Origin of the sequence: Stenotrophomonas indicatrix (assembly GCF_002750975.1) — a bacterium.
Classification (GTDB): Bacteria; Pseudomonadota; Gammaproteobacteria; order Xanthomonadales; family Xanthomonadaceae; genus Stenotrophomonas; species Stenotrophomonas indicatrix.
In genome coordinates, this window is record NZ_PEJS01000001.1 from 123253 (window position 1) to 149360 (window position 26108).

Annotated in this window: 27 protein-coding genes; 16 read left to right on the top strand and 11 right to left on the bottom strand. The window is 67.3% G+C overall.

The window, feature by feature from the left end; all coding sequences use genetic code 11:
• The first annotated feature begins 211 nt into the window (after positions 1 to 211).
• The 3 genes from CR918_RS00585 to CR918_RS00595 are packed head-to-tail and all read left to right on the top strand — an operon-like array spanning position 212 to position 2608.
• Positions 212 to 1471, top strand: coding sequence for a sensor histidine kinase (locus tag CR918_RS00585; RefSeq protein ID WP_032977067.1), 1260 nt, complete (start codon positions 212 to 214; stop codon positions 1469 to 1471).
• Positions 1461 to 2231 (top strand): LytR/AlgR family response regulator transcription factor, encoded by a 771-nt coding sequence (locus tag CR918_RS00590; protein WP_033830239.1) that lies wholly within the window; start codon positions 1461 to 1463, stop codon positions 2229 to 2231. Before CR918_RS00585 ends, CR918_RS00590 begins: the two co-directional genes overlap by 11 nt.
• A gap of 32 nt (positions 2232 to 2263) precedes the next feature.
• The gene (locus CR918_RS00595) at positions 2264 to 2608 is read left to right on the top strand and encodes a hypothetical protein (RefSeq protein ID WP_099841825.1); all 345 of its coding nucleotides are present in this window, start codon (positions 2264 to 2266) and stop codon (positions 2606 to 2608) included.
• Between the two features lie 39 nt (positions 2609 to 2647).
• Here CR918_RS00595 and CR918_RS00600 read toward each other — a convergent pair whose 3' ends face one another.
• The gene (locus tag CR918_RS00600; protein WP_025878393.1) at positions 2648 to 3262 is read right to left on the bottom strand and encodes a hypothetical protein; all 615 of its coding nucleotides are present in this window, start codon (positions 3260 to 3262) and stop codon (positions 2648 to 2650) included.
• Between the two features lie 309 nt (positions 3263 to 3571).
• On the opposite strand from CR918_RS00600, the gene CR918_RS00605 reads away from it, so the two are divergent.
• Positions 3572 to 4501: an oxygenase MpaB family protein gene (locus tag CR918_RS00605; RefSeq protein ID WP_099841826.1), complete on the top strand. Its 930-nt coding sequence runs from the start codon at positions 3572 to 3574 to the stop codon at positions 4499 to 4501.
• A 128-nt stretch (positions 4502 to 4629) separates the two neighbouring features.
• Here CR918_RS00605 and CR918_RS00610 read toward each other — a convergent pair whose 3' ends face one another.
• Positions 4630 to 5217, bottom strand: coding sequence for a TetR/AcrR family transcriptional regulator (locus tag CR918_RS00610; RefSeq protein WP_099841827.1), 588 nt, complete (start codon positions 5215 to 5217; stop codon positions 4630 to 4632).
• A gap of 131 nt (positions 5218 to 5348) precedes the next feature.
• Here CR918_RS00610 and CR918_RS00615 point away from each other — a divergent pair, with 131 nt between their 5' ends.
• Both CR918_RS00615 and CR918_RS00620 read left to right on the top strand, forming a co-directional pair.
• Positions 5349 to 6563 carry an MFS transporter gene (locus tag CR918_RS00615; protein WP_099841828.1) on the top strand — a complete coding sequence of 405 codons (1215 nt, stop codon included), beginning with the start codon at positions 5349 to 5351 and terminating at the stop codon, positions 6561 to 6563.
• Positions 6560 to 7735: an MFS transporter gene (locus tag CR918_RS00620; protein WP_099841829.1), complete on the top strand. Its 1176-nt coding sequence runs from the start codon at positions 6560 to 6562 to the stop codon at positions 7733 to 7735. Before CR918_RS00615 ends, CR918_RS00620 begins: the two co-directional genes overlap by 4 nt.
• A gap of 97 nt (positions 7736 to 7832) precedes the next feature.
• Here CR918_RS00620 and CR918_RS00625 read toward each other — a convergent pair whose 3' ends face one another.
• On the bottom strand, positions 7833 to 9944 hold the full coding sequence (locus tag CR918_RS00625; RefSeq protein WP_099841830.1) for a M13 family metallopeptidase: 2112 nt from the start codon (positions 9942 to 9944) through the stop codon (positions 7833 to 7835).
• Positions 9945 to 10118: 174 nt separating this feature from the next.
• On the opposite strand from CR918_RS00625, the gene CR918_RS00630 reads away from it, so the two are divergent.
• On the top strand, positions 10119 to 13181 hold the full coding sequence (locus CR918_RS00630; protein ID WP_032952063.1) for a bifunctional diguanylate cyclase/phosphodiesterase: 3063 nt from the start codon (positions 10119 to 10121) through the stop codon (positions 13179 to 13181).
• A 228-nt stretch (positions 13182 to 13409) separates the two neighbouring features.
• Here the strand turns inward: CR918_RS00630 and CR918_RS00635 are convergent, their stop codons facing one another.
• Positions 13410 to 14291, bottom strand: coding sequence for a LysR family transcriptional regulator (locus CR918_RS00635; protein WP_025878397.1), 882 nt, complete (start codon positions 14289 to 14291; stop codon positions 13410 to 13412).
• Positions 14292 to 14385: 94 nt separating this feature from the next.
• Here CR918_RS00635 and CR918_RS00640 point away from each other — a divergent pair, with 94 nt between their 5' ends.
• The 4 genes from CR918_RS00640 (at position 14386) to CR918_RS00650 (ending at position 17531) form a co-directional block, all read left to right on the top strand.
• Complete coding sequence (locus CR918_RS00640) at positions 14386 to 14796, top strand: DoxX family protein (protein ID WP_025878398.1); 411 nt, start codon at positions 14386 to 14388, stop codon at positions 14794 to 14796.
• Positions 14797 to 14839: 43 nt separating this feature from the next.
• Positions 14840 to 15649 carry a dioxygenase family protein gene (locus tag CR918_RS00645; protein ID WP_099841831.1) on the top strand — a complete coding sequence of 270 codons (810 nt, stop codon included), beginning with the start codon at positions 14840 to 14842 and terminating at the stop codon, positions 15647 to 15649.
• Complete coding sequence (locus CR918_RS21365; protein WP_264673968.1) at positions 15646 to 15777, top strand: hypothetical protein; 132 nt, start codon at positions 15646 to 15648, stop codon at positions 15775 to 15777. The genes CR918_RS00645 and CR918_RS21365 overlap by 4 nt, the downstream gene beginning before the upstream one ends.
• 110 nt (positions 15778 to 15887) lie before the next feature.
• Complete coding sequence (locus CR918_RS00650; protein ID WP_025878400.1) at positions 15888 to 17531, top strand: Na+/H+ antiporter; 1644 nt, start codon at positions 15888 to 15890, stop codon at positions 17529 to 17531.
• An 81-nt stretch (positions 17532 to 17612) separates the two neighbouring features.
• Here CR918_RS00650 and CR918_RS00655 read toward each other — a convergent pair whose 3' ends face one another.
• Positions 17613 to 17861: a DUF3297 family protein gene (locus CR918_RS00655; protein ID WP_025878401.1), complete on the bottom strand. Its 249-nt coding sequence runs from the start codon at positions 17859 to 17861 to the stop codon at positions 17613 to 17615.
• 90 nt (positions 17862 to 17951) lie between these two features.
• Between CR918_RS00655 and CR918_RS00660 the strand changes: the two genes are divergently transcribed.
• Positions 17952 to 18494: a DUF6630 family protein gene (locus tag CR918_RS00660; protein WP_025878402.1), complete on the top strand. Its 543-nt coding sequence runs from the start codon at positions 17952 to 17954 to the stop codon at positions 18492 to 18494.
• An 87-nt stretch (positions 18495 to 18581) separates the two neighbouring features.
• Here CR918_RS00660 and CR918_RS00665 read toward each other — a convergent pair whose 3' ends face one another.
• The 5 genes from CR918_RS00665 to msrB all read right to left on the bottom strand — a co-directional run bounded on the left by CR918_RS00665 (position 18582) and on the right by msrB (position 21879).
• Positions 18582 to 18857, bottom strand: a complete 276-nt coding sequence (locus CR918_RS00665) for a DUF4031 domain-containing protein (RefSeq protein WP_025878403.1) — start codon at positions 18855 to 18857, stop codon at positions 18582 to 18584.
• 13 nt (positions 18858 to 18870) lie between these two features.
• Positions 18871 to 19380, bottom strand: coding sequence for a hypothetical protein (locus CR918_RS00670; protein WP_032977057.1), 510 nt, complete (start codon positions 19378 to 19380; stop codon positions 18871 to 18873).
• A gap of 133 nt (positions 19381 to 19513) precedes the next feature.
• Positions 19514 to 20452 carry a flagellar motor protein MotB gene (gene motB / locus CR918_RS00675; protein WP_059065863.1) on the bottom strand — a complete coding sequence of 313 codons (939 nt, stop codon included), beginning with the start codon at positions 20450 to 20452 and terminating at the stop codon, positions 19514 to 19516.
• A gap of 3 nt (positions 20453 to 20455) precedes the next feature.
• A complete protein-coding gene (gene motA, locus CR918_RS00680) occupies positions 20456 to 21310 on the bottom strand; it encodes a flagellar motor stator protein MotA (RefSeq protein ID WP_012509934.1) in 855 nt (284 codons plus the stop codon).
• Between the two features lie 101 nt (positions 21311 to 21411).
• Positions 21412 to 21879: a peptide-methionine (R)-S-oxide reductase MsrB gene (msrB, locus tag CR918_RS00685; RefSeq protein ID WP_099841832.1), complete on the bottom strand. Its 468-nt coding sequence runs from the start codon at positions 21877 to 21879 to the stop codon at positions 21412 to 21414.
• Between the two features lie 138 nt (positions 21880 to 22017).
• Between msrB and CR918_RS00690 the strand changes: the two genes are divergently transcribed.
• Positions 22018 to 22392, top strand: a complete 375-nt coding sequence (locus tag CR918_RS00690) for a classical arabinogalactan protein 4 (RefSeq protein ID WP_099841833.1) — start codon at positions 22018 to 22020, stop codon at positions 22390 to 22392.
• Positions 22393 to 22808: 416 nt separating this feature from the next.
• A complete protein-coding gene (locus CR918_RS00695; protein ID WP_099841834.1) occupies positions 22809 to 22961 on the top strand; it encodes a lana protein in 153 nt (50 codons plus the stop codon).
• A 57-nt stretch (positions 22962 to 23018) separates the two neighbouring features.
• On the opposite strand, the gene CR918_RS00700 is transcribed toward CR918_RS00695, so the two are convergent.
• Positions 23019 to 23498 carry an AsnC family transcriptional regulator gene (locus tag CR918_RS00700; protein WP_025878409.1) on the bottom strand — a complete coding sequence of 160 codons (480 nt, stop codon included), beginning with the start codon at positions 23496 to 23498 and terminating at the stop codon, positions 23019 to 23021.
• A gap of 149 nt (positions 23499 to 23647) precedes the next feature.
• Between CR918_RS00700 and CR918_RS00705 the strand changes: the two genes are divergently transcribed.
• Positions 23648 to 24952 (top strand): D-amino acid dehydrogenase, encoded by a 1305-nt coding sequence (locus tag CR918_RS00705; RefSeq protein ID WP_032976409.1) that lies wholly within the window; start codon positions 23648 to 23650, stop codon positions 24950 to 24952.
• A complete protein-coding gene (gene alr, locus CR918_RS00710; RefSeq protein WP_099841835.1) occupies positions 24931 to 26001 on the top strand; it encodes an alanine racemase in 1071 nt (356 codons plus the stop codon). Before CR918_RS00705 ends, alr begins: the two co-directional genes overlap by 22 nt.
• Positions 26002 to 26108 lie beyond the last annotated feature (107 nt).

Consider the following 26108-nt stretch of genomic DNA (forward strand, 5'->3'; position numbering starts at 1 on the left):
GCCGGCCGCTGGCCGGCAATCGTGTGATGTCTGGTAGTGCCGGCCGCTGGCCGGCAACCCGGTGATGCTTCCGGAAGCGATGGGGAGCCGGCCAGCGGCCGGCACTACCAGAACCGGTTCCATCCACCCTTTCCCGGTCTTCGTCGCACATCGCTTGTTTGCCCGAAGGGCCGCTCTATGCTCGGCTCACCCCTTCCACCAAGGCGCCGCCGTGATCGCCAGCTTCTCCCTCATCATCCGTCATCTGCTGGCCTGGGCCGCGGCGCTGTTCGTTGCCGGCATGGTCTGGAGTGGCATCTTCAGCGGCATGAACGACGGCCCTGGCTGGGTGTTCGGGCTGCTGGTGATGTTCCTGATGATCTCCGCGCTGGGCAGCGCGATCACCCACGTGCGCCGGGTCTGGCTGGTGGCCGGTCGCCTCGATGGCGCCACGTTGTCGGGCCGCCAGCGCCGGCAGATCGAACTGCCGATGGATGCCGGCCAGGCCTTCGCAGTGGTCGAGGCTGCCGTCGGCGAACTGCCGCGGGTGGAAGAGGTGGAGAGCTCTGCCGGCAGTCTGCAGGTGCGTGCCTATGTGCGGCGCGTCGATCTGTGGAACGGCCGGCAACCGTCGCGCTGGAACCTGCCGGCGCGGCTGGCGATCAAACGCAACAGCGTGCTGGCCACGGTAACGCCGGGGCAGGGCACCAGCACGGTGACCCTGCTGTTCGAACCGGACGCCGGCTGGTGGGCCGATCTGCTGGCACTGGATGAAGGCAGCAACTATGAGAACGCCGAAGCGGTGACCCGAGCGATCAGCCGCCGCGTGGCTGACCAGCGCCGCGACGAGCAGGCCGCTGCCGAACAGACCCAGGTGGAAAAGGAACTGTCGGTCGCGCGCTTGAACCTGCTGCACGCGCAGGTCGAGCCGCACTTCCTGTACAACTCGCTGGCCAATGCACAGGTGCTGACCCGCACCGACCCGGCGCGCGCCGAGCAGATGCTCGGCCACCTGATCCAGTACCTGCGCAGTTCGCTGCCGCAGGTGGACGAATCGGTTTCCACGCTGGGCGTGGAGCTGGAACGCACCCGCGCCTATCTGGAAATCCTGCGTATCCGCATGGGCGCACGGCTGGCGGTGGAAGTGCAGGTGCCCACCGAGCTGCACGAAGTGAAGATGCCGGCGATGGCGCTGCAGACCCTGGTCGAGAATGCGATCAAGCACGGCCTGGAGCCCAAGCCCGGCGGCGGCACGATCTGGATCCTCGCGCGTGGTTTCGATGACCATGTCACCGTGACGGTCGCCGACGATGGGCTCGGTTTCGGACAGGGCACCAGCGGCACCGGCATCGGCCTGAAGAACCTGCGCGAGCGCCTGCGGCTGACCTGCGGCGAGCAGGCCGGAGTGGCAATCGTGGCCAATTTCCCCAGTGGTGTAGCCGCTACCATGACCCTGCCGCAGTCGGCCAAGGAGCCCAGCCATGCCGCTTGAAGCGCTGATCGCCGAAGACGAGGAGCTGCTGCGGCACTCGCTGGTCGAGCAGCTCGGGCGGCTGTGGCCGGAGCTGAAGCTGGTGGCCGAATGCGAGGACGGTGCCAGTGCGCTGGAACAGCTGGCCGAGAAGCAGCCGGACATCGCCTTCCTCGACATCCGCATGCCCGGCATCAGCGGCATCGAAGTGGCGCGGTCATTGGCCGAACTGAGCCCGCGCACGCAGGTGGTGTTCGTCACCGCCTACGACCAGTACGCCATCGATGCCTTCGAGCAGGGCGCGATGGATTACCTGCTCAAGCCGGTCAGTGACGAACGGCTGCTGGCCACGCGCGACCGCATTCTTTCGCGGCTGCCATCCACGCGCCAGGACGATGCGGTGCTGGAGCGCCTGCTGCAGCGCCTGGGTGCAGGCCCGGCCGCCAACGACCGGCCGCCCTTGGCCTGGATCACCGCCAGCAATGGCCGCGATACGCAGCTGATCATGCTCGACGATGTGATCTATTTCCGCGCTGACAACAAGTACACCACGGTGGTCACTGCCGCCGGCGAAAGCCTGCTGCGCACACCACTGCGCGAGCTGCTGGAAGTGCTCGATCCGCTGCACTTCCGCCAGGTACATCGCTCCACCATCGTCAACATGAAGGCGGTGGCAGCCGTCAGCCGCGACGATACCGGCCGTGGCGTGCTGCGCCTGCGCCAGCGTGCCGAAACCCTGGTGGTCAGCCAGCCGTTCATGAGCCTGTTCCGCGGCATGTAGCCGCAGCCATTGCCATCCACCGAGGAACGAACATGCGCCGTATCCTGCTTGTAGGTGTCGCCGTGCTGGCCATCGCCGGCTGCGAAAAGTCCAGCAACACGTCGATCACCCGCACCAATGCCAATGGCGTGGACACGCTGTACAGCAAGAGCACGGTGGTCGATGGCGTGGCGCGTTTCGAATGCATCGCCAGCAGCAGTGGCCAATGCCATTACCTGGTGCTGGCGCCGGGCTGCAGCACCGACCCCGCTTGCGCGACGCCGCCGCTGCGCCGGTTCGCGGTGGCCGCAGGCAAGACCGAGCAGGTCAGTGGCCTGCCGAAGGACTTCCGCCAGTGCGTCAGCGACGTGCAGAAAGAACAATGCCACCGTGACTGAGCACGGTGGCATTGTGGCTCCCCCCGGATTGCGTTCGGCTCAGTAAGCCGGCTGCAGCGTCATGTCGTGATGGTGTTCGGTTTCACCGACATGATTCAGGCGACCCACCAGTTCGGAGTGCTGCTTCATGCGCCCGATCTCGGTCATGATGCGGATGTCCTCATGGCGCAGCTCGCGCTTGGCGGTGACCGCCTGCTTGTAGTCCAGCACTTCCGGATAGTGTTCAGCCAGGTCCAGCGCTTCGGCCACGTGCTCGACGCTGTCGGCCTTGGAGGTGATGCGCGCGCGGCTGTTGAAGGCCTTCATCCAGCGTTCGAAGCCCGCTGTGCGGTCGAACATGTTGGCCATGAACCAGATCACGAACAGGATCGAGATCCACGAGCCGAACACCACGACCACGCGGGTGAAGGTGATGTGGTAATCGTCGCGCCACAGGTAATTGGTGATCAGGCCGAGGATCAGCAGCGAAGCCGCCTGCCATCCGACGATCGAAGTGATCAGCCATTGGCACTTGGCCTGGGCCAGCACCGCCACTTCATCGCGGATCTGCTGTTCGCTGAGGCTGCGCCAGTGCGCGACCTGTTTTTCGAACGGGCTGCTGTAGAGCTCGTTGTCGCGAAGCAGTAATCCCAAACCCTTGAACAAAGCAATCATGGCTGGCTCCTTGTGGAACGTGCGGCGATCTGCAGTGGACGGTGTGGCGGGTTCAGTTCTAGCACTTCCAGCGAGCGGTGCAATGGCCTCAAGGCCACGCGGCACAAGGGTTCTGTCTGAACAGGTGAATATTGTTGCGACGCAGCATTGCTCGCGTGGCCTGCGACAAGATGTCGCAGGGTGAAATGTGCTGCGCGCGCACATGAAACCGACGCTGAGCGGATGGGCTCGCTGTGCCGGTCGTGATCGACCAGAATCGGGGTGGACCGCGCAGGACGTGGTCCGTCCCTCCGCCGATCTGGACCCGTGATGCCGCCGTTGCTGCACCGTCTTTCCCGCCCCGTCACCGCGCCGATCCGGCGCTGGGTCCTGGATGCGTTTCCGCGTGGCCAGAGCGGCATCGACTACGACCATCCACTGGGCGATCCCGGCTGGTTCGGGCCGGACAGCGTGACCTGGCGGATGCACGCAGAGCTGCCCTCGATGCTGGCCGGCGGTCTGTGTGCGTTGATGCTGCAGACGCTGCATCCGCGCGCGCTGGCCGGTGTCTACGATCATTCCAATTTCCGCCAGGACCTGGTCGGCCGCCTGCGCCGTACCACTGCCTTCGTGGCCGGCACCAGCTACGCGCCGGCGCGCGAGGTGGAAGCGCTGGTGGCCAAGGTGCGGTGCATCCACGCGCAGGTCCGCGGGCATACCGCGCAGGGTGAGCCGTATGCCGCCGATGATCCGCACCTGCTGACGTGGGTGCACGTGACCGAGGCCTACGGCTTCCTGCAGGGCTATCGCCGCTACGGGCGCGAGGTGCCTGCCGCGATCGCCGACCGCTATTACGACGAGTACCGCTGCGTGGCCGAAGCGCTGGGCGCGGTGGACGTACCACGCAGTGCAGCGGAAGTGGATGCGTATTTCTGTGCACGGCAGCCGGAGCTGGTGGTGGACGAACGCTCCCGCGAAGTGCTGCAGGTGCTGTCCGGCGTGCGCCTGCCGGTGCCGGTGCCCGGCCTGTCGCGCGAGATCTTCCTCGGTGCCGGTGCCGCGCTGCTGCCGGACTGGGCCGAGGGCATGCTCGAGCGCAGCACGCGCCAGCGTGCGCAGGCCGCAGCTTCGGCGAAGCTGATGCAGGGCATGGCGCCGCTGTTCCGCCGCGCGCTGCCCGACGGCCTGGCGAGCCGCGCCTGCGCCCGCGTGGGTGTGCCGGTGGAATCGTTGCGCGAGTGGCCGGCATTGCCCCGGTAAACGCCGACCTTCGGCACGCTGGCCGGCTGTGGTGGATGTGGACCTGGGACCGCACGCTTTGGCGCCCAGCCTCGTCCACGCCATTCGCGGATGGCACACGGTAGATCCACGCCATGCGTGGATTGGCTTTACGTGGTCGACTTCAGCCCACGCAACAGCATCTCCAGTGCCGCCGTTGCTTGGCGAAGGCGCGCATCGCCATCTTCACCTTCGGCTATCCAGAACGCGGCCTCGGCCAGGCTGCCGTAGATCAGCGATGCCAGCGCCTGCGCGTCCACCGGCGCGACCAGGCCTTGCGCGATCAACTGTTCGATCAGGCGTTGCATCGAGTGCACGCAGTTCCGCTGCGATTCCGGCGATGCGCCACCGAGCACCGCACGTGCATCGCGCAGCACGATGCGCTGGATCTCTGGTTCCAGCGCCATCTCCAGGTAGGCACTACAGCGCCGCACGAAGCCGTCCCAGGTGTCGGCGGTACCATCGCTGATCGCCTGCAGGCGCGCGTCCATCTCATCGTCAAGCTGGACGACCACCGCCGCCAGCAGACCCTTCTTGTCGCCGAAATGGTGATACAGCGCGCCGCGGGTCAGCCCAGCCTGGGCTGTCAGGTCGTCCATCGAGGCGGCGGCATAGCCCTGTTCGCTGAACACGCGACGGGCGGTGGCCAGCAGATTGGCGCGCGTTTCTTCCATCTCGGCGCGGGTGCGACGGACCATCGGGATCTCCTTACATACGACGTGCATGATTATTTACATACGGAGCGTATGAATGTAGTCTCATATTCATACGTTCTGTATGTATTGTCGTGGCGCCGCGTGCGCCAGACAAGTCTGCCCTGGAGATTTCGATGGCCACCCCGTATCGCGACCTGTTCGCAGCCCCAGGCACCACCGGCCTTGCCCTGGCCGGGCTGCTGGCACGCCTGCCCCTGCCGATGACCGGCATCGGCTTCATCACCTTGCTGTCGCAGCTGCGCGGCAGTTATGCGCTGGCCGGTGCGGTGTCGGCCACCTTCGTGCTGACCTATGCATTGCTGTCGCCGCAGGTGTCGCGTTGGGTCGACCGCCATGGGCAGCGCAGGGTTCTGCCGTGGGCCACCGCAGCCAGCGCTACAGGCCTGTTGCTCCTGCTGGCATGCACGCTGCTGCGGGCGCCGTACTGGACCTTGTTCGCCGCGGCGATCCTGGCCGGCTGCATGCCCAGCGTGTCTGCGATGGTGCGGGCGCGCTGGACCGCGATTCACCGCGGTCGCCCGCAACTGCAGACGGCCTATTCGCTGGAGACGGTGTTCGATGAGGTCACCTTCATCGCCGGGCCGCCGTTGTCGGTCGGGCTGTCGGTGGCTATATGGCCGCAGGCCGGCGTGCTGGCTGCCGCCCTGCTGCTGGTCGTCGGCGTGACGCTACTGGTGCTGCAGCGTGGCACCGAACCGCCGCTGCAGGCCTGCGAGGGCGGCGCACCTTCGCGCTCATTGCTGCGGCAACCGGAGATCTGCCTGCTCGCATTGCTGATGCTGGCGATGGGTGTGGTTGTCGGCACGGTCGACATCACCAGCGTGGCCTTTGCCGAACAGCGAGGGCAGCCACTGGCAGCCAGCGCGGTGCTGTCGGCGTACGCACTTGGCAGCTGCGTGGCAGGGCTTCTGTTTGGTGCGCTGAAGCTGCAGGTGCCGTTGCAGCGCCTGTTGCTGCTGGGCGCAGGAGCAACCGCGTTGACCACATTGCCGCTGCTGTCGGTGGGCACCCTTCCTGCATTGGCCATTGTGGTGCTGCTGGCTGGGCTGTCCTTCGCGCCGACGATGATCGTGGCGATGTCGCTGGTGGAACAGCGCGTGCCCGAATGGCGCCTCACCGAGGGCATGACCTGGTTGCTGGCTGGCCTGAACATCGGCGTGGCACTGGGTGCCGCGTTGTCCGGACAGAGCGTTGATGCCGGTGGTGTGCGCAGCGGCTTCGTCGTCGCGTTGGTGGCAGGCAGCGTCGTGCTGCTGATCGCCCTGCTCGCGCAAGGTGCGCTACGCACTTCTGCTTCGTCCACCTCCTCTGCTGGGATGGTCCCGTGAGTACTTCATCGCCCGCGCAAGCGTCGCCTGTGCCTCGCCATCCGTGGTGGGCCACCTCCGCCGTCGGCCTCGCTACCTTCTCCGTGGTCACCACCGAAATGCTGCCGGTCGGCCTGCTGACCCCCATCGCCGACAGCCTCGGCGCATCCGTAGGCACCGCCGGTCTGATGATCTCCTTGCCGGCACTGCTGGCGGCGCTGTTCGCACCGCTGGTGGTGATCGCAGCCGGTGGCATTGATCGTCGCCGCATCCTGTGCGCGTTGCTCGGCCTGCTGCTGGTGGCCAACGTCGCCTCGGCACTGGCGCCAAGCATCGGAGGGTTGCTGGCCGCGCGCGTGCTGGTGGGCTTCTGCATGGGCGGCATATGGGCCATCGCCGGCGGACTGGCGGCGCGCCTGGTGCCGTCAGCGCGCATCGGCCTGGCCACCTCGATCATCTTCGGTGGCGTAGCCGCGGCCTCGGTGCTGGGCGTGCCGCTGGGTGCACTGATTGGCGAGGCGCTGGGATGGCGTTGGGCCTTCGTGGTGATGGCTGCGTTCAGTGCAGCCGTCCTGCTGTTGCACCTGTGGGTGGTGCCAGCGTTGCCGGTGGACGGCTCGGTGCGCGCGCGCCAGTTCGTGCAGCAGCTCGGCAACCGCAGCCTGCAGCAGGGGCTGCTGCTGACCCTGCTGCTGGTGGCGGGGCACTTCATCGCGTTCACCTACGTGCGGCCGCTGCTGACCACGCTGGCGAACATCGATGCGGCGTGGATCGGAGGCCTGCTGTTTGCCTATGGCATGGCCGGCATCGTCGGCAACTTCATCGTTGGCCTGCTGGCGGCGCGACGTCCGCGCGGGTTGCTGCTGGCCATTGCGCTGGGGTTGCTGCTGACACCGCTGTTGTTCCTGTGGACCGGCGGCACGCCGGCCAGTGGCGCGGTGGTGTTGCTGTTGTGGGGCCTGGCCTATGGCGGGGTATCGGTGGGGTTGATGACGTGGATGATGACGGCGGCCCCCAAGGCCGTGGAGATCGCTACGGCGCTTTACGTGGGCGTGTTCAACATCGGCATCGCGCTGGGCGCGTGGGGTGGGGGGCTGCTGCTGGATGGCATCGGGCTGCGCGCCAATCTCTGGGTCGCAGCCGGGTTTGCGGCAGCGGCGACGTTGGTCGTGGCTGGTATGCGCAGGCAGTAGATCCACGCCACGTGTGGATGGCGAAAAACTGCCAACCAAGGTTGGCACCTACCGATGGAAATAAAACGGGCGCCTTTCGGCGCCCGTCTGCGTTACATCACCACACCTTGACCCGCTTGTCCGGGGCCAGGTACAGCTTCTGGCCTTCCTTCACTTCAAACGCCGGGTACCAGGCGTCGATGTTGCGCACCGTCAACGCGCGGAACTGGCCCGGTGCATGCACGTCGGTCAACAGCGAATTGCGCAGCGCCTGCTCGCGGCTCTTGCTGCGCCAGGCCTGGGCGAAGCCGAGGAAGAAGCGCTGGTCCGGGCTGAAACCTTCCAGGGTCTGGCCCGGCTTGCCCTGCAGCGACAGCTGGTAGGCGTCGTAGGCGGTACCCAGGCCGGCGACATCGGCGATGTTCTCGCCCAGCGTCAGCTTGCCGTTCACATGTACACCCGGGAACGGCTCGTAGCTGCTGAACTGCGCGGCCAGTGCATCGCCGGCCGCGTTGAACTGCTTGAGGTCTTCGGCCGTCCACCAGTTGTGCAGCTTGCCGGTGTCGTCGAACAACGCACCCGCGTTGTCGAAGCCATGGCTGATTTCGTGGCCGATCACCGCGCCGATCGCACCGTAGTTCACTGCGTCGTCGGCGGCACCGTCGAAGAACGGCGGCTGCAGGATCGCCGCCGGGAACACCAGGCGGTTCTCCAGCGGCACGTTCATCGCATTGATGGTCTGCGGCAGCATCGCCCACTCGCTGTGGTCGACCGGCTTGCCCAGCTTGGCGATGTTGCGCTGGTACTCGAACAGCTCGGCGCGCTGCGCATTGCCCAGCGGATCGTCACGACGGATGTCCAGGCCGGTGTAGTCGCGCCACTTGTCCGGATAGCCCATGCCCACGGTCAGGCCGGCCACCTTGGCCTTGGCGCTGGCCTTGGTCTGCGGTGACATCCAGGCCAGTGCATCGATGCGCTTGGCGAAGGCGGCGATGATGTTCTTCGCCATCTCGTCGGCACGTTCCTTGGTTTTGGCATCGAAGTGCTTTTCGACGTAACGCTTGCCGATGGCCTCGCCGACGGCATGGTTGGCGTCATCCACGGCACGCTTCCAGCGGTCGCTCTGCTGCGGCGTACCGCTCAGCGCGGTGCCGTGGAAGGCGAAGCGCGCATCGGCAAACTTCTTCGGCAGGTAGGCAGCGGCGCGGTCCAGCGCGTGGAAGGTCATGTAGTCCTTCCAGGCATCCAGCGGCTCGGTGGCCACCAGCTTGGACAGGCCGGCCACGGCCTTGGGCTGCCACACGATGAAGTCCTGCTGCTGGCCAAGCTTGGCGGCGTCCAGGAACGCGGCCCAGTCCATGCCCGGGGCCTTGGCGTTGAAGTCGGCCTGGGTCCAGGGGTTGGCGCCCTTGGTCACGTCATTGGTTTCTTCCTGCGTGACATGCGCCTGGGCGATCTTCGTTTCCAGGGCGAGGATGCGCTGCGCCTTGCCGGCCGGGTCGGCCACGCCGGCCAGCTGCAGCACCTGCGCGATGTAGGCCTGGTACTGCTTGCGCAGGTCGGCCATGCGGCCACCGCCCAGGTAGAAATCGCGGTCCGGCATGCCCAGGCCGCCCTGCACCAGGTACGGCGCGGTACGGTCCGGCTGCAGCAGGTCCACCGACACCCACAGGCCGAACAGGCGGTCGGTGTAGAAGTTGGTCGCATTGAGCAGGTCGACGTCCGCGCGCACGTCGCCGCCGAGGGCGCGCGCCAGGCCGGCCTTGTCGGCGATCGCATCGATGTTCTTCAGCTGCGGCTGCACCGGTGCCAGGCCGCGCTGCTCGATGCCGGCCTCGTCCATGTAGGCGGCGTAGTAGTCGCCGATCAGCTTGTCTTCGCCGCTGGCCTGGGCGTTGCCGGCAGCGCCTTCCAGGATCGCGCGGGTGTCGGCCTGGGTCTTCTCGGCAATCACGTTGAAGCTGCCGAAGCGCGAGCGGTCGGCCGGAATCTCGGTGTTCTTCACCCAGCTGCCGTTGGCGAAACCGAAGAAGTCGTCACCGGCGGCGATGCTGCGGTCCATGCCACTGGCATCGAAACCAAAGCTGCCCAGCATCGGCTTGGCGGCAGCGGGGGTCGCCTCGGTCGGTGCGGCGGTGCCGGCGGCCGGATCGGCCGGGCGGTCGCAGGCGGCCAGGGACAGGCTGGCAACGATGGCCAGTGCCAGGGTGGGGCGGCGCAGCTTGGACATGGACTTCTCTTGCGGCGGAAAACTCCAAGTCTAATCCGCTGCGGGCCGGCTGGACGTGCTCGACAGGGCCAGCACTGTGCGTGATCTGGCTGAACACGCCGCAGCGATCTTCACGCGGTCACCGGCGTGGTGCATGCTGCGGACTGGATGTCTGCAGCACCCGGGGGAGGGCGCATGCAGGACGGGTCGAGGCGTCAAGAATGGCGTCCGCCGGCCGTTGAGGTCGGGGATGTGGAGGAATCGTTCGCGCATGAAGCCAGCCGACTGCACAGGGAAGACCGACCGATGCCGGCGCTGAGACACGCGCTGGCCCGGCCGTTGCGTGCCATTACCTGGGGCGGCGTGGTGCTGGGCGTTCTGCTGGCGGCAGGCCTGGCCGCGATGCTGGCCAACGATTACCAGCGCCGGCTGGAAGCCGCGCAGCGGCAGAGCCGGGCGCTGGCGATAGGCAGCGAGCGCCTGCTGGCACTGGAGCTGCGCAACCTGGAACGGGCGATGGCCGGCATCGCCGCCGATGCCGCCGAGCTGTTCCGCACGGTGCCTGCGCAGGCACCCGCGCTGCTGGACGCCGCCATAGCCGGCGTGCTGCGCCGGCACGCCGAGCTGCACAGCATCGTCGTGCTCGATACCTATGGCCGCGCCCTGACGGCCGGCAAGGGCGACCTGCAGCTGCCACTGTGGACCGATCCGCAGCGACGGGGGCAGGGCAGTGCGCTGTACATCGGGCCGCCGCAGCGTGCCAGCGACGGCGGCTGGGTGGTGCCGCTGGCGCTGCCGATGGCTGGCGATCGCTGGCTGCTGGCACGGCTGCGCTGCGGCGAACTGCAGCGGATCGTGGGCGGTCTGGATGTGGGGCCCAGTGGCCTGGCCTCGATCAGCGACGCCGATGGCTACATGCTGGCCCGTGTCCCCGATCCGCACGGCACCGTCGGCCGCCGTTACACGCTGCCGGCACGCACGCTGCTGGGCCGGCAGGCAGTGGTCGAGCTGGGCAGCATTCCCGGCGCGGTGGACCAGATACCGCGCATCTCCACCATCAGCACCCTTGAGCGCAGTCCATTGGCGGTGCAGGTCGGCCTGGCAAACGAAGATGTGCTGAAGCCGTGGTGGCCGTATCTGCAGGCGGCGATTGCCATCATGCTGGCCTACGTGGCGCTGCTGCTGGTGCTGCTGTACGCGGTGCGCCGCAGCACGCACCGGCAGCAGTCGATGGCCGAAGAGCTGCGGACCGGCCACGCCGAGCTGCGCCTGGCCCATCAGGTGGGCCGCGTATGCACCTGGTATGTCGACGAAGACGCTGCGCTGCTGCGCTGGTCACCGCTGGCGCGCGAGATCTTCGGTGTGCAGACCGATGCGCTGCCGGTGGCCGAATTCTTCGCCCGCGTGCACCACGATGACAGCGCACGCATGCAGCAGGCCTTCGATCAGGCCTTCGCCGGCAACGCTGTACTCGACGAAGAATTCCGCCTGGTGCTGCCCGGCGGTGCCGTGCGCTGGGTTGCCGCGCGTGGCCAGCGGGTAGCGGTGGTCGATCGGCAGCGGCGCATGATCGGCGCACTGACCGACCTCAGCGAGCGCTACCAGGCACGCGAGCAGATGCGCCAGGTTGAACGCCGCTTCCGCCTGTTGTTCGATCGCAACCCCGCGCCGTTCTGGGTGTTCGATCCGGACACCTTGCGCTTCATCGAGGTCAACGAGGCGGCTGTGCAGCAGTACGGCTACAGCCGCGATGAATTCCTGGCGATGAGCATCCTCGACATCCGCCCACGCGAGGGCTGGGACGAGGTCAAGGGCGCGATCGCGCAGGTGCGCAGTGGTGAACTGCAGGACGCTGCGGTGCGCCTGCACCAGCGCAAGGATGGCACGGTGTTCGAAGTGCGCGTGCACCTGTCGCAACTGGATTTCGATGGCCAGCCCGCGTGCCTGGTGCTGGCCGAAGATGTCAGCGAGCGGCTGGCCTACGAACGCGACCTGGCCTATCACGCACGCCACAACCCGGCCACCGGCCTGCTCAACGTGCGCGCACTGAGCGAACAGCTGGACGAGCAGGCCGGCGCCTACACCATCGCCTATGTGCAGCTGCGCGGGCTGCAGCTGGTGGCCGATACGCTGGGCCGCGAGATCGGTGATGCGGTACTGCAGTCGATGGCCTCGCGCCTGGGCGGGCTGGGCGCGCGCTTCGGCCTGCTGGCGTTCCAGCCGGCGGAGGACTTCGTGCTGGCGATCGCGCCGGAACACAACACCCAGCGCGTGCTGGACGATCTGCTGCAGATCGTCTCGGCACCGATGCGCGGCCAGGATTCGCTGCACCAGTTCGAACCCCGCATTGGTGTGGCCGTACATGACGCCGATGCAGGCCACAGTGCCGAACAGGCGATCGGCATGGCCGCGCAGGCGGCGCACGCGGCCCGCGCCGAAGGCAACGTGGTGGCCTGGTTCGATGCGGCGGTGACCATCCGCCTGGCCGACCGCCTGCGCCTGGCCGGGCGCATCCACGCGGCCATCGACAACGAATTCCAGCTGTACTTCCAGCCGATCCGGCACGCCAGCGATGGCAGCCCGGCGTCGCTGGAGGCGCTGTTGCGCTGGCCGCAGGCCGATGGCAGCTTCATCCCGCCCAGCGAGTTCATCCAGTTGTGCGAGGACACCGGCCTGATCCTGGCGTTGGGACGCTGGGTGATCCGCGCAGCGGCACAGGCGCAGCGGCGTCTGGTCGAAGCGGGGTGGGGCGAGCTGTCCATCGCAGTCAACGTGTCGGCGGTGCAGTTCTTCAACAGCGATCTGGTGGCCGAGTTCGCCCGCGCGCAGCAGGATTTCGGCCTGGCCCGTGGTGCACTGCACGTGGAACTGACCGAGAGCAGCCTGATGCGCAAGCCGGCACAGGCGATGCAGACCATGCAGCGCCTGCACGAGCAGGGCATCCGCGTGTCGCTGGACGATTTCGGTACCGGCTACTCGAGCATGTCCTACCTGCAGCACCTGCCGCTGGACGTCCTGAAGATCGATCGCAGTTTTGTGGCCGACGTGGAAACCAATCCGCGCAACGCATCGATCTGCCGGGCACTGCTGTCGCTGGGCCACAGCATGGGGCTGACGATCATCGCCGAGGGCGTGGAAACGCCGGGGCAGCTGGACTGGCTGGCCGCGCATGGTTGCGACCAGGTGCAGGGCTACCTGCTGGGGCGGCCGGCACCGCTGGAAAAGATCATCGCGCAGCTGGATGAGGTTGTCGCCTAGGCCGCGCTTCGCGCTCGCCGGGCATGGCCCGGCGCTACCGTGTCATGGGCGCGCTTCGCGCTTCGCCGGGCATGGCCCGGCGCTGCCGTGTCATGGGCGCGCTTCGCCGGGCATGGCCTGGCGCTACCGTGTCATGGGCGCGCTTCGCGCTTCGCCGGGCATGGCCCGGCGCTGCCGTGTCATGGGCGCGTCTCTGGTAGCGCCGGGCCATGCCCGGCGGACGCACGCTTACACCCCGGTTTCCACCAGGTAGTCGATGAAGCTGCGCACCTTGGGGGCGAGATGGCTGCGGCTGGTGTAGACGGCGAAGATGCCGATCGGCTCAGCTTCCCATCCGGGCAGGATGCGCACCAGGCGGCCATCGGCCAGCGCCTCGTGCAACAGGAAGTCCGGCTGCAGGATCACGCCCATGCCGGCAATCGCCGCTTCGCGCAGGACGTCGCCATTGTTGGCGCGCAGCAGGGTGGTCACTGCAACCTTCACTTCGCCACCCGGTCCCTGCAGGGGCCAGTGGTCGCCGGCGGCCCAGTAGCTGTAGCCGAGGCAGGCGTGGGTCTGCAGATCCTCGGGGGCCTGCGGCGTTCCGTGTGCGGCCAGGTAGGCCGGTGCGGCACACAGGCTGATCCGCGATTGGCCCAGGCGCCGCGCGATCAGGCTCGGGCCCGGTTCGCGGGTGATGCGGATGGCCACGTCGTAGCCTTCTTCGACCATGTCCACCAGGCGGTCGGACAGCGCCAGGTCCAGTTCGACCTGTGGGAAGCGCTCGCGGTAACCGGCCAGCAACGGGCCGAGGCGGGCGATGCCCCAGCTGACCGGTGCGTTGATGCGCAGCGTGCCGGACGGCTCCAGCGCCTGTGCGCCGATGCTGGCCTCAAGCGCATCGAACTCGGCCAGCAGGCGCACGCACTGCGCGTAGTAGGCGGCACCGGCGCTGGTCGGGCTGACCCGGCGGGTGGTGCGGTGGAGCAGGCGGGTGGACAGGCGCTTTTCCAGTGCGGCGACCTGGCGGGTGACACCGGCCGTGGACATGTCCAGCGCCTGTGCGGCGGCGCTGAAGCCGTTGCGTTCGACCACCGCGACGAACACGCGCATGGCATCCAGGGTGTCCATTGTTGCGCCTTCTGAAATAAATACGGTCGATCCATCGTATTTATCGGCAATGGAGGGCGCAATAACCTGTGCCCTGTCCCTGCCGAGGTACCCCATGAACGCTACCGCCGCCCCCCTGTCCCCGCTCGCCCCGTACGCCGCGACCCTGCTGCGGTTGGCCCTGGGCGTGTTGTTCCTGGTCCATGCGCTGACCAAGCTGCTGGTGTTCACTCCGGCAGGTACCGCGGCCTTCTTCGAGTCGCTGGGCCTGCCCGGCGTGTTGGGCTACCTCACCATCGCCGTTGAACTGGCGATTTCCGCAGCGCTGCTGCTCGGCATCTACGCGCGCTGGATCGGCCTGCTCGGTGTGCCGCTGCTGCTGGGCACCATCGTGACGGTGCACGGCGCCAACGGTTTCAGCTTCGCCAATGCTGGCGGTGGCTGGGAATACCCGGCGTTCTGGGCGCTGGCCCTGGTCGTGCTGTTCCTGCTGGGCGATGGTCGCTGGACCCTGCGTTCGCGCTGAACGTCCCCCGGCCCGCTGTCTGTTCCTGTGATTGGAGAAGATCATGTCCCGCCTGTCTTCGCTGTACATCTCCCACGGCTCGCCGATGACCGCCCTGCATCCGGGCCAGGTCGGCGTGCGGCTGGCCGAGCTGGCCCGCGACCTGCCGACCCCGCGTGCGATCGTCATCGCCTCGGCGCATTGGCTGGCCCGGCAGCCGCTGGTCGGCAACCATCCGCAGCCGCCCACCCTCCACGATTTCGGCGGCTTCCCACGCGAACTGTTCGCGCTGCAGTACCCGGCGCCCGGTGATCCGGCGTTGGCTGAAGAGGTGGCGGGCCGCATCGCCGCCGCCGGCCTGCCGGTGGCACTCGATCCGCAACGTGGCCTCGACCACGGCGCGTGGGTGCCGCTGCGCCTGCTGCACCCGCAGGCCGACATCCCGGTGGTGCCGGTGTCGATCCAGCCGATGCTGGGCCCGCAGCATCAGTTCGCGCTGGGCCGTGCGCTGGCGCCGCTGCGCGAACAGGGCGTGCTGCTGATCGGTTCGGGCAGCATCACCCACAACCTGCACGACTGGGGCCACTACCAGGACGGCAAGCAAGCGCCCTACGTGCGCCCCTTCATCGACTGGGTGGAGCAGCGGCTGGCCGCCAATGACCGCGATGCCCTGTTCGACTACCGCCGACAGGCACCGTTCGCCGAGCGTGCGCATCCCACCGATGAGCATCTGCTGCCGCTGTACTTTGCGATGGGTGCGGCGGGGGAGGGTGGCTTCGGTGCCAAGCGCATCGATGCGGGTGTCGATGCCGGCTTCCTGGCGATGGACCTCTATCGCTTCGATGGTGAGGACCGCGCTCGGGACGCGGCATGACCCCACCGCTGCTGCCAGGGCTGGAACGCCCTGCACAAGGACACGTGCAGGGCCGGTTGGCAGTGCTGCATGACGACGTGGCCAGCACGCCGGCCTGGATCGGGCGGCGCTTGCTGTCGCGGTCCTGACGCGCATTCAGATGGCTGGGCGCAGTGGCGGCCTGCTGTGTTAAGTTTTTTCCCGTCCCCCGGCGCACTCCGGTTTTTCCGGCCCCACGCGCCGCTCCTGTGGAAGAAGCATGCACACCATCGAAGTCGTCCTGGCGATGCTGGTGGCCGTTGTCGCCAGCGGTTACCTGGTTCGCGTCCTGCCATTCTCGTTGCCGCTGCCGCTGGTGCAGATCGGCCTCGGCGCGGTGATCGCCGGGGTATTCAACCGCGGCCATGCACTGGAACCGGAAGTGTTCTTCCTGCTGTTCCTGCCGCCACTGCTGTTCCTCGATGGCTGGCGCATTCCCAAGCAGGGCCTGTTCCGCGACAAGGGCGCGATCCTCGAACTGGCGTTCGGGCTGGTGGTATTCACCGTGATCGGCGCGGGCCTGCTGATCCACTGGATGATTCCGGTGATGCCACTGGCGGTGTGTTTCGCGCTGGCCGCGATCGTGTCACCGACCGACCCGGTGGCGGTCGGCGCGATCGCTGCCAAGGCACCGATTCCCAAGCGCCTGATGCACATCCTGGAAGGCGAGTCGCTGCTCAACGATGCCTCCGGCCTGGTCTGCTTCCGCTTCGCGGTGGCGGCGGTGATGACCGGTACCTTCTCGTTGGCGACCGCCTCGCTGACCTTCGTGTGGGTGGCGGTGGCCGGCCTGGCCGTCGGCGTGGCGGTCACCCTGGGCGTGTCCACGTTCCAGCGCTGGCTGTGGCGCCGTTTCGGCGAAGAGCCGGGCGCGGCGATGCTGGTCAACCTGCTGATCCCGTTCGCGGCGTACCTGCTGGCCGAAGAGATCAATGCTTCGGGCATCCTTGCTGCGGTCGCAGCGGGTATTTCGATGAGCTACGTGGAAATGACCGGCCGTGTCTCCGGCAGCATGCGCGTGCAGCGCGCCGGCGTCTGGAACATGCTGCAGTTCAGCTTCAACGGCATCATGTTCGTGCTGCTGGGCGAGCAGCTGCCGGGCATCGTCGAACGCGCCACCACCACCATGAACGAGAGCGGCCACCAGAGCGCGTGGTGGCTGCTGGTGTACGTGCTGGTGATCAACGCGACGCTGATCGCGCTGCGCCTGCTGTGGGTGTGGCTGTCGCTGCGCTGGAACCTGCTGCGTGCGCGTCGCCGCGGCCTGGAGCGTGGCGAGGCACCGAACTGGCGCATCGTGGTGGCCACCTCGGTGGCGGGTGTGCGTGGTGCGATCACCCTGGCCGGCGTGTTGACGCTGCCGTTGTTCCTGCCCGATGGCAGCCCGTTCCCGGCACGCGACCTGGTGATCTTCCTGGCTGCTGCGGTGATCCTGTGCTCGCTGGTCGGCGCCAGCGTGGCGCTGCCGCAGCTGTTGAAGGGCCTGCAGCTGCCGGCCGATTCGGGTGAGCGCAAGGAAGAGGATCTCGCCCGCAAGCTGTCCTCGAAGGCCGCGTTGGCGGGCGTGGAGCGCATGCGCCAGCAGCTGGTGCTGAACCAGAACACCGAGAACGTGCAGCTGTACAACGACGCCGCATCGCGGGTGAGCCTGCTGTATCAGCGGCATCTGGACCGCGACAACCCCGACGTGGACCCGGAGAAGGTGAACCGGATGGAGATGGGCTACCGCCAGCTGCGCAGCGCCGGCCTCAATGCCGAACGCGAGGAACTGTTCCGGCTGACCCGCCGCGGCGTGGTGTCGGATGAGATCGCACGGCGGCTGATCCGCAACCTCGACCTGCTGGAATCGCGCAAGCGCGAGTGAACGGTATGCCGATCGGGCTGCCGATCGGGGTCAGATCCCTTTCCGCAGGAAAGGGATCTGACCCCGCCCCGGGACGGCCGGTTACTCCGGCTTCTGTTCCAGGAAATACGCCTCGACCTTGCCCTTGACCTTGATGGTCATCGGATTGCCGCGACGGTCACGGGCCTTGCCGGCCTGCACGCGGATCCAGCCTTCGCTGACCGAGTATTCCTCGACGTTGTCGCGCTCGACATCGTTGAAGCGCACGCCGACGCCGCGCTCCAGGGCCTGCGCATCGTGGAAGGGGCTGGCCGGGTTGATCGCCAGGTGGTCGGGAGGGGTATCGCTCATCGCTTCATTCACAGTGACGGCCACCACGGCCGGCTTCAGCGGTACAGGATAAACCGTAGAATGCCCCCCTGCTCCCGAGGACGTTCCGCCATGCCTGACAACAGCGACTATTTCGACTTCGAGGAAGACGCCCACGATTTCGACGAGGACGACTTCGAGGCGCGGGTCTGGAACCTGCTCGTGCTGATCAACCCCGGTGACGAAGAGCTGGCCCTGCAGCAGTTCAACCGCTGGCGCGAGCATCTGTCCGAGGACGGCCAGCCGCTGGAAGCCGACAGCGACTGGCTGCCGGCGCTGTTCACGGCCATCGCCTGGCAGTCGGGCTTCGAGGTCGAGCGTGATGACTTCGATTCGCTGCAGTCGGCGGTGAACGAGCTGTCGGCGCGCTTCAACCTGCAGCTGGACTGGGGTGGCGACCTGGACGACGAGGATTTCGCCGCGGACCTGGATGGGGTGCAGCTGATGAGCACCGCCTTCGACCGCCTGCGCGAGCACAACTACACGCTGTGGAGCGTGGATGCCGGCAACGACGGCTTCAGTGGCTGGATGGCGCTGACCCGCGATGACGACGCCCTGCTGGCGCTGTGCTCGCTGCTGAACGTGGAAGTGCGCCTGGGCAGCGACCCGTTCTGAGATTCACCGGTAGCGCCGGGCCATGCCCGGCGGCTTCCCGCCGCGCTGCGTGCTCGCCGGGCGCGGCCCGGTGCCACCTGTACCAGCCTAGGGCTGGTACTGCGCCCTGGCGTTGGCGATCACCGCCTTCACCTGCGCCCGGTCCACATGCCGGGAAATGGCGACCGCACCCAGCGCGAGTGCCTGCGCACGCAGCTCGGCGGTGACATCGTAATGCGCCCCGCTGGCCTTGTTCTGGAAGGCCCGTGGAGGAATGCCGAGCTGCGCCGCCATCGCGTGCAGCTCGGCCAGGGTATCGGCCATCAGGTGCGCCCAGCGCTGACCGCGCCAGGGATGCACCGCGTCATCGACGTAGACCGACACCGCCGCCGCCGGATCAGGCCTGCGGCTTGCCGTCGGCGTCGGCGGCCGGAGTGGCCTCGGCGTCGGCAGCGCCTTCGGCGCCGGCAGTGTCTGCAGCCGCTTCATCGGACGCTTCGCCTTCAGCGGCTGCATCTTCAGCCTGCTCGCTGGCGAACTCGGCCACCAGCTTGTCCAGGTATTCCTCGGCGGTCTGGCCCGCTTCTTCGGCCAGGGTGTCGAGCAGCTTCTGCATCAGCTCGGAATATTCCAGGGTGACCTTGCGGCCTTCGGCTTCCTGCACGTTGGACAGGTGCTTGAGCATGGCCAGCATCGGCACCGGGTTGTCGGCGTTGCCCATGGTCTGGCCGCCGATGGCCAGCAGCCACTCGCGGCCCTGCAGGCCGATGGCGGCCACGGCCTGGCCGTCCTCGTTGACCAGCACGGCATGGTTCTGCACCTGCTGCTGGGCGTTCAGACGGAGGAACGGACGCTTGGTCTGCTGCTTCTTGCGCTTGTCGCGCTTGGCCTTGGACAACTTGGACATGGGGGTGTGATCACCTGGAGTCGGAAAGACCGCCATTGTAGCGGCCGCGCGTAGGTGGGGTCAGATCCCTTTCCATGGGAAAGGGATCTGACCCCGGTTCAGCGCTGTGCGGACCAGGGTCCGCACCCACGGATTACTTTCCTGACCCCTGCGCGGCCTGCACGTCCGGGTCCACGGTGGTTGCCGACAGGCCTACCTGCGGCCCGGCGCCGGCCAGCGCAGCTTCCTCGGCGGCCTTGGTCATCACCACGATGCTGATGCGGCGGTTGATCGGGTTCTGCGGATCGGCCTTGTCAAACAGCACCGACGAAGACAGGCCGACCACGCGGGTGATCTTGCTGTCTTCCAGGCCGCCATCGATCAGCGCGCGGCGCGCGGCATTGGCGCGGTCGGCGCTCAGTTCCCAGTTGCCGTAACCGCGTGCGGCCGAATAGGCGGTGATGTCGGTGTGGCCGGTCAGGCTGATCCGGTTCGGCACGTGGTTCAGGTACTCGGCCAGTTCGTGCAGGATCTGCTGCGTGTACGGCTTCAGGGTGGCGCTGCCGAGGTCGAACATCGGCCGGTTCTGCTTGTCCACGATCTGGATGCGCAGGCCTTCCGGGGTCAGATCCAGCAGCAGCTGGTCCTTGAACGGTTCCAGCGCCTGGCTGCGGCTGATCGCTTCCTGCAGTTCCTTCATCAGCGCTTCCAGCTGCTGCTTGTCGCGCTGCTGCTCGTCCACCGGCTGCGGTATCGACTTCTGCTGGTTCTGGAAGGGATCGTTGCTGTTGCCGCGCGAAACATCGGTGGCGCCGCCGAGCTTGATCATCGAGGTGCTGGCACCGCCCGGCCCGGCCATGCCTGGCGCCGGCGTCGCGCTGGAGCCGACCAGCGGGCTGGGGTTGCGGAAGTACTCGGAAATGGCTGCGCGCTCGGGCTTGCTGGTGCTGGCCATCAGCCACAGCACCAGGAAGAAAGCCATCATCGCGGTCACGAAGTCGGCATAGGCCACCTTCCACGAACCGCCATGGTGGGCGGCGTGGCCGGCCTTCTTGACCCGGCGGACGATGACGGTGGGCTTGGTCTCGGCCATGGCTTACTTGACCGTCTTCAGGTGCTGCTCGAAGTCGGAGAACGCCGGGCGCACGTTCGACGGCAGCGTCTTGCGGGCGAACTCCAGCGCGATCTTCGGGTTGTAGCCGCGCAGGCAGGCCAGCAGGGCGGTCTTCACCGACTCGTAGATGCGGCTGTCCTGCTCGGCACGGGCTTCCATCGCCGAGGCCATCGGGCCGACGAAGCCATAGCCCAGCAGGATGCCGAGGAAGGTGCCGACCAGCGCGCCGGCCACATGGCCACCCACTTCGACGATGTCGCCGCCGATCGAGCCCATGGTGATGACGATGCCCAGCACTGCCGCCACGATGCCGAAACCGGGCAGGCCGTCGGCGACCTTGGTCAGCACCTGTGACGGCGCCATCGCTTCGGCGTGGTGCTTTTCCAGCTCCAGCTCCAGCAGCGGCTCCAGCTCATGCGGCTCGATGTTGCTGCCGATCATCAGGCGCAGGCAGTCGGTGATGAAGTCGATCAGGTGGTGGTCGGCCTGCACCTTCGGGTAGTTCCCGAACAGCGCGCTTTCGGCCGGGCGCTCGACGTGGTCTTCCAGCGCCATGAAGCCTTCACGGCGGGCCTTGTTGAGCAGTTCGTAGACCAGGCTGAGGACGTCGATGTAGTCCTGCTGCTTGTAGCGCGGGCCCTTGAACACGCCGACCATGGCCTGCAGCGTCTGCTTGACCGTCTTGGCCGGGGTGCCGACCAGGAACGCACCCAGCGCGGCACCGCCGATGATGACCAGTTCGTAGGGCTGCCACAGCGCCCCAAGGCGGCCGTGTGCGCCGAGGTAGCCGCCCAGCACGCTGATGATGACGACCAGGAATCCAACGATGATGAGCATGGCGCGACGCAAGGAGGGGGGATATCTCCTTGTCGGCCTGACACCGGTGTTTCTGAAGAGGGAATTCTGTGAAGTCGGTCAGCGGGGCCTTGCGGCGCGTGTCAGCCCGCCACGCCGGCCTCCGCGCCGCCACGCTGCAGCGGATCGGGCCACGGCTCGCCTGTGCCGGTGAATGAAAGTGAGACCGAGTTCAGGCAGTGGCGCTCGTAGGTGGGCGGCGGACCGTCCGGGAACACGTGGCCCAGATGGCTGCCACAGCGGGCGCAGGTGATCTCGGTGCGGACCATGCCATGGCTGGTGTCGCGGATCTCGCGCACGTGCGACGGGTCGAACGGGGCGAAGAAACTGGGCCAGCCGGTGCCCGAATCGAACTTGGTGCTGGAGCGGAACAAGGGCAGGGCGCACAGCCGGCAGCAGTAGACGCCCTCGCGCTTGTTGTCGAGGAATACCCCGCAGAACGGCGCCTCGGTGCCGTGCTGCAGCAGCACGCGGCGCTCCTCGGCGCTGAGCCCGGCAACCAGGGCGTCGGTCTGCGTGGCGGTGGGGGGCGTCAGATCGAAAGCGCTCATGCCGGCTCTCCGTGGGGTTGTGGCTTGGGATGCCAGCAGACGTGGGGGTGTCGGCACACGCTTGCAAGTGTGATGGCCGTTCATGGCCGGCACACAGGGGCAGGCGCAGGGTAAGGCTGGCCCACCCTGGAGCGCGCGATGAAACCCCGCCTAGTCCTGTTGCTGTCGGCCCTGGTGCCTCTGCTTGCCCAGGCGCAGGTTCCCACCGGCAGTCCGACCGCCACCCGCAGCAGCGCGACGGTGGCCTCGCCGCCTGTCGCCCCGCCACCGCAGGCGTCGCGCCCGCAGCCGCAGGTGCTGCCCTCGCCGCAGCCGGCACAGCCGATCCGATCGACCGGCCCGGCCCAGGTGACCCCCACGCCCGCGCCGGCGCTGCCGGACAAGGTCTACGACAGCAACGGCCGCATCGTTCCCGGCGTCAAACCGGTCGGCCCCAACCGCGTGTTCGACTCGCGCACCGGCCGCTACTACGACAGCGTACCGACCGGCGACGGCCAGCAGATCAAGCGCTGACCCCAGCGCCCGCAACCAATCGCGCAACCCAAAGAGAGCGCAGCGACCCGCTGTCGCTCTTTTTTTTTCTTTTTCCGTGGCTGGCGCCCGCATGAACCTGTCAGAGGCCGGGCGGGTGGGGTCAGGCGGGGTGTCCGCGGCATGGATGCCGCGGCCAAGCCCCCAGGGACGGGTTCACGGCGTCCCCGCCTGACCCCACCCGCCCGGCCCACTCGCAGCACCGCACCCGGCCCCAGCCACGAGGGGCTCAGCCGTTGGCAGGAAACCCGCCACCCACATGAACGCCGGAAAACAACCCCCGCCCTGCACACCCCGCATCACCCGTTTTTCGCCTGCGATTAACCGTGCCAGGACCACGGTGGACCTGCGCCGGCATCCCTGTCGTCGCGCTTCCCTCGTCCCCTTGGAATACGATCATGGCCAACCAGCAGAACCGTCATCCCGGCAAGGAACAGCAGAGCAAAACACCGCAGGAACAGCAGCGCCAGCAGCAACAGCAACAGCAGCCGAACGAGCAGCAGAAGAAGAATCCGCAACAGGGTTCCATGAAGAACCCGCAGCAGCGCTGATGCAGCCAGGGGCCAGAGCCCGCGTTGCGGGGTCTGGTCCCGCTGCCGCCGGTCGGTTCAATCCGGAATCGGCAGCGCCCAGGTCTCCTTGACCTCTTCCATCACGATGTAGCTCTTCGACTCACGCACGTGTGGCAGGGTCAGCAGGGTGCTGCCCAGCAGCTTGCGATAGGACGCCATCTCGCTGATCCGTGCCTTCAGCAGGTAATCGAAATCGCCCGACACCAGATGGCATTCCAGCACGTTGGGCAGCTTCAGCGCTGAACGCCGGAACTCCTCGAAGATGTCGCCGGACTTGTAGGCCAGGCTGATCTCCACGAATACCAGCAGGCTTGCTTTCAGCGCGCTGGGGTCCAGGTGCGCGTGGTAGCCGGTGATCACCGCTTCGCGCTCCAGCCGGCGCACCCGCTCGGTGCACGGGGTGGTCGACAGGCCGACCCGTTCGCCCAGCTCGGTGAAGGAAATGCGGCCTTCGGCCTGCAGGATGCGCAGGATCTTGCGGTCGATCTTGTCCAGCTCGCGGGGACGGGTGGCCATGGGCGTCAAGCTCGGGGAATGAATCACAGGGAAATATCCTGATTGAATTGCTGAAATCAGGCAAATCATCTGGATACGGAAGAATATACTTCCCCGATTATGGCCCCTGCGCATGCAAATGCAGGGAATGATCGGGTTGGAGAATTCCCATGCGAGTCCTAGTCCTCGGCAGCGGCGTGATCGGCACCACCAGTGCCTGGTACCTGCGACAGGCCGGGTTTGAAGTCACCGTCGTCGACCGCCAGCCCGGTCCCGCGCTGGAAACCAGCTTCGCCAATGCCGGCCAGTTGTCCTTCGGCTACACCTCGCCGTGGGCTGCTCCGGGCGTGCCGAAGAAGGCCATCGGCTGGTTGTTCGAAAAGCACGCACCGCTGGCGATCAAGCCGGGCATGGACCTGGCCCAGTACCGCTGGCTGTGGCAGATGCTGCGCAACTGCACCCACGAGCGCTACGCGATCAACAAGGCGCGCATGGTGCGCATGTCCGAGTACAGCCGCGACTGCCTGAACGAGCTGCGTGCGCAGATCGGCATCGATTTCGAAGGGCGCGACCTGGGCACCACCCAGTTGTTCCGCACCCAGCAGCAGCTGGATGCATCGGCGCAGGACATCGAGATCCTGGCCCAGTACGGTGTGCCGTACGAAGTGCTGGATCGCGCCGGCATCATCAAGGCCGAGCCTGCGTTGGCCCACGTCGATGGCCTGGTGGGTGCGCTGCGCCTGCCGCGCGACCAGACCGGCGATTGCCAGCTGTTCACCCGCCGCCTGGCGCAGATGGCGGCCGAAGCGGGGGTCGAGTTCCGTTACGACCAGGACATCACCGGCGTGGAATCCGACGGCGACCGCATCACCGGCGTGCGCATCGGCGGCAAGCTGGAAACCGCAGACCGCTTCGTGGTCGCACTGGGCAGCTATTCGCCGGGACTGGTCGCGCCGCTGGGCATGCGCCTGCCGGTGTATCCGCTGAAGGGCTATTCGCTGACCCTGCCGATCACCGACCCGGCGATGGCGCCCACCTCGACCATCCTCGATGAGAGCTACAAGGTTGCGGTGACCCGCTTCGACAACCGCATCCGCGTCGGTGGCATGGCCGAGGTGGCCGGTTTCGACCTGTCGCTGTCGCCGCGCCGCCGCGAGACGCTGGAGCTGGTGGTGCGCGACCTGTACCCGAAGGGCGGTGACCTGGCCAAGGCCGAGTTCTGGACCGGCCTGCGCCCGGCCACGCCGGACGGCACGCCGGTGATCGGCGCCACGCCGTTCCGCAACCTGTTCCTCAACACCGGCCACGGCACGCTGGGTTGGACCATGGCCTGCGGCTCGGGCCGCTACCTGGCCGACCTGATGAGCGCGCGCCAGCCGCAGATCAGCACCGAAGGCCTGGATATCTTCCGCTACGGCCAGTATCGCCACGCCCCGCAACATGAGAACCGCACATGCGTCCTGCCCGCGCGCTGATCGACCTGGGCGCACTGCGCAGCAACTATCGCCTGGCCCGTGAACTGGGCGGTGGCAAGGCGCTGGCGATCCTCAAGGCCGACGCCTATGGCCACGGTGCGGTGCGCTGTGCGCAGGCACTGGAAGGCGAGGCCGACGGCTTTGGCGTGGCCACCATCGAAGAAGCGCTGGAACTGCGCCAGGCCGGCATCCGTGCGCCGATCCTGCTGCTGGAAGGCATCTTCGAGCCCAGCGAAATGGCGCTGGTGGCCGAGCATGACCTGTGGTTCTCGGTCGGTTCGCCGTGGCAGCTGGAGGCGCTGGTCGCGTTCGACAGCCCGCGGCCGCTGACGGTGTGGCTGAAGCTGGACAGCGGCATGCACCGGCTGGGCCTGGACGTTCCTGGTTTCCGCACCGCGCACGCGCGTTTGTCTGCACTGCCGCAGGTGGCGCGCATCGTGATGATGACCCACCTGGCACGCGCCGATGAACTGGACAGCGAGCGTACCCGTGAGCAGGCCGCGACCTTCGTCGAGGCCATCGATGGTCTTGAAGGCGAGACCAGCATCTGCAATTCGCCGGCGCTTCTCGGCTGGCCGGACGTGCGCAGTGACTGGGTGCGCCCGGGCCTGATGCTGTACGGTGCCAATCCGCTGCCGGACAACAGTGAACTCACCGCGCGCCTGCGCCCGGTGATGACGATGCAGTCCAAGGTGTTCGCCGAGCGCTGGATCGAAGCCGGCGAGCCGGTCGGCTACGGTGCGCGCTTCGTGGCCAAGGCGCGCACACGCGTGGGCGTGGTCGCACTGGGCTATGCCGATGGTTATCCGCAGTTCGCCCCCAATGGCACGCCGGTGCTGATCGATGGCCAACCCGGTGGGCTGATCGGCCGCGTGTCGATGGACATGCTGACCGTGGACCTGACCGCGCATGCGCAGGCCGGTGTCGGCAGCGTGGTGGAACTGTGGGGTACGGCGCCGACGCTGTCCGAGCTGGCGCCGCGCTGCGGTGTCAGTGCCTACCAGCTGCCGTGCGGCGTCAAGCGCGTGGCACGCGTCTACCAGGACTGACCGGCTCTGGTAGCTGCCGACCTTGGTCGGCGCTGTGGCTGCGTGTCGACCAAGGTCGACACCTACCGGATCGGATCAGCGCTGCGCACGGCTCTGGTAGCTGCCGA

Bases quoted from the DNA above. Each gene is read 5' to 3' on its own strand.
- CR918_RS00645 (WP_099841831.1), top strand. From the start codon at position 14,840: ATGTCCCGCCTGTCTTCGCTGTACATCTCCCACGGCTCGCCGATGACC.
- CR918_RS00625 (WP_099841830.1), bottom strand. From the start codon at position 9,944: ATGTCCAAGCTGCGCCGCCCCACCCTGGCACTGGCCATCGTTGCCAGC.
- CR918_RS21365 (WP_264673968.1), top strand. From the start codon at position 15,646: ATGACCCCACCGCTGCTGCCAGGGCTGGAACGCCCTGCACAAGGACAC.
- CR918_RS00655 (WP_025878401.1), bottom strand. From the start codon at position 17,861: ATGAGCGATACCCCTCCCGACCACCTGGCGATCAACCCGGCCAGCCCC.
- CR918_RS00640 (WP_025878398.1), top strand. From the start codon at position 14,386: ATGAACGCTACCGCCGCCCCCCTGTCCCCGCTCGCCCCGTACGCCGCG.
- CR918_RS00595 (WP_099841825.1), top strand. From the start codon at position 2,264: ATGCGCCGTATCCTGCTTGTAGGTGTCGCCGTGCTGGCCATCGCCGGC.
- motA (WP_012509934.1), bottom strand. From the start codon at position 21,310: ATGCTCATCATCGTTGGATTCCTGGTCGTCATCATCAGCGTGCTGGGC.
- CR918_RS00630 (WP_032952063.1), top strand. From the start codon at position 10,119: ATGCAGGACGGGTCGAGGCGTCAAGAATGGCGTCCGCCGGCCGTTGAG.
- CR918_RS00610 (WP_099841827.1), bottom strand. From the start codon at position 5,217: ATGGTCCGTCGCACCCGCGCCGAGATGGAAGAAACGCGCGCCAATCTG.
- CR918_RS00600 (WP_025878393.1), bottom strand. From the start codon at position 3,262: ATGATTGCTTTGTTCAAGGGTTTGGGATTACTGCTTCGCGACAACGAG.
- CR918_RS00705 (WP_032976409.1), top strand. From the start codon at position 23,648: ATGCGAGTCCTAGTCCTCGGCAGCGGCGTGATCGGCACCACCAGTGCC.
- msrB (WP_099841832.1), bottom strand. From the start codon at position 21,879: ATGAGCGCTTTCGATCTGACGCCCCCCACCGCCACGCAGACCGACGCC.
- CR918_RS00660 (WP_025878402.1), top strand. From the start codon at position 17,952: ATGCCTGACAACAGCGACTATTTCGACTTCGAGGAAGACGCCCACGAT.
- CR918_RS00695 (WP_099841834.1), top strand. From the start codon at position 22,809: ATGGCCAACCAGCAGAACCGTCATCCCGGCAAGGAACAGCAGAGCAAA.
- CR918_RS00605 (WP_099841826.1), top strand. From the start codon at position 3,572: ATGCCGCCGTTGCTGCACCGTCTTTCCCGCCCCGTCACCGCGCCGATC.
- alr (WP_099841835.1), top strand. From the start codon at position 24,931: ATGCGTCCTGCCCGCGCGCTGATCGACCTGGGCGCACTGCGCAGCAAC.
- CR918_RS00670 (WP_032977057.1), bottom strand. From the start codon at position 19,380: ATGTCCAAGTTGTCCAAGGCCAAGCGCGACAAGCGCAAGAAGCAGCAG.
- CR918_RS00650 (WP_025878400.1), top strand. From the start codon at position 15,888: ATGCACACCATCGAAGTCGTCCTGGCGATGCTGGTGGCCGTTGTCGCC.
- CR918_RS00690 (WP_099841833.1), top strand. From the start codon at position 22,018: ATGAAACCCCGCCTAGTCCTGTTGCTGTCGGCCCTGGTGCCTCTGCTT.
- CR918_RS00635 (WP_025878397.1), bottom strand. From the start codon at position 14,291: ATGGACACCCTGGATGCCATGCGCGTGTTCGTCGCGGTGGTCGAACGC.
- CR918_RS00700 (WP_025878409.1), bottom strand. From the start codon at position 23,498: ATGGCCACCCGTCCCCGCGAGCTGGACAAGATCGACCGCAAGATCCTG.
- CR918_RS00590 (WP_033830239.1), top strand. From the start codon at position 1,461: ATGCCGCTTGAAGCGCTGATCGCCGAAGACGAGGAGCTGCTGCGGCAC.
- motB (WP_059065863.1), bottom strand. From the start codon at position 20,452: ATGGCCGAGACCAAGCCCACCGTCATCGTCCGCCGGGTCAAGAAGGCC.
- CR918_RS00615 (WP_099841828.1), top strand. From the start codon at position 5,349: ATGGCCACCCCGTATCGCGACCTGTTCGCAGCCCCAGGCACCACCGGC.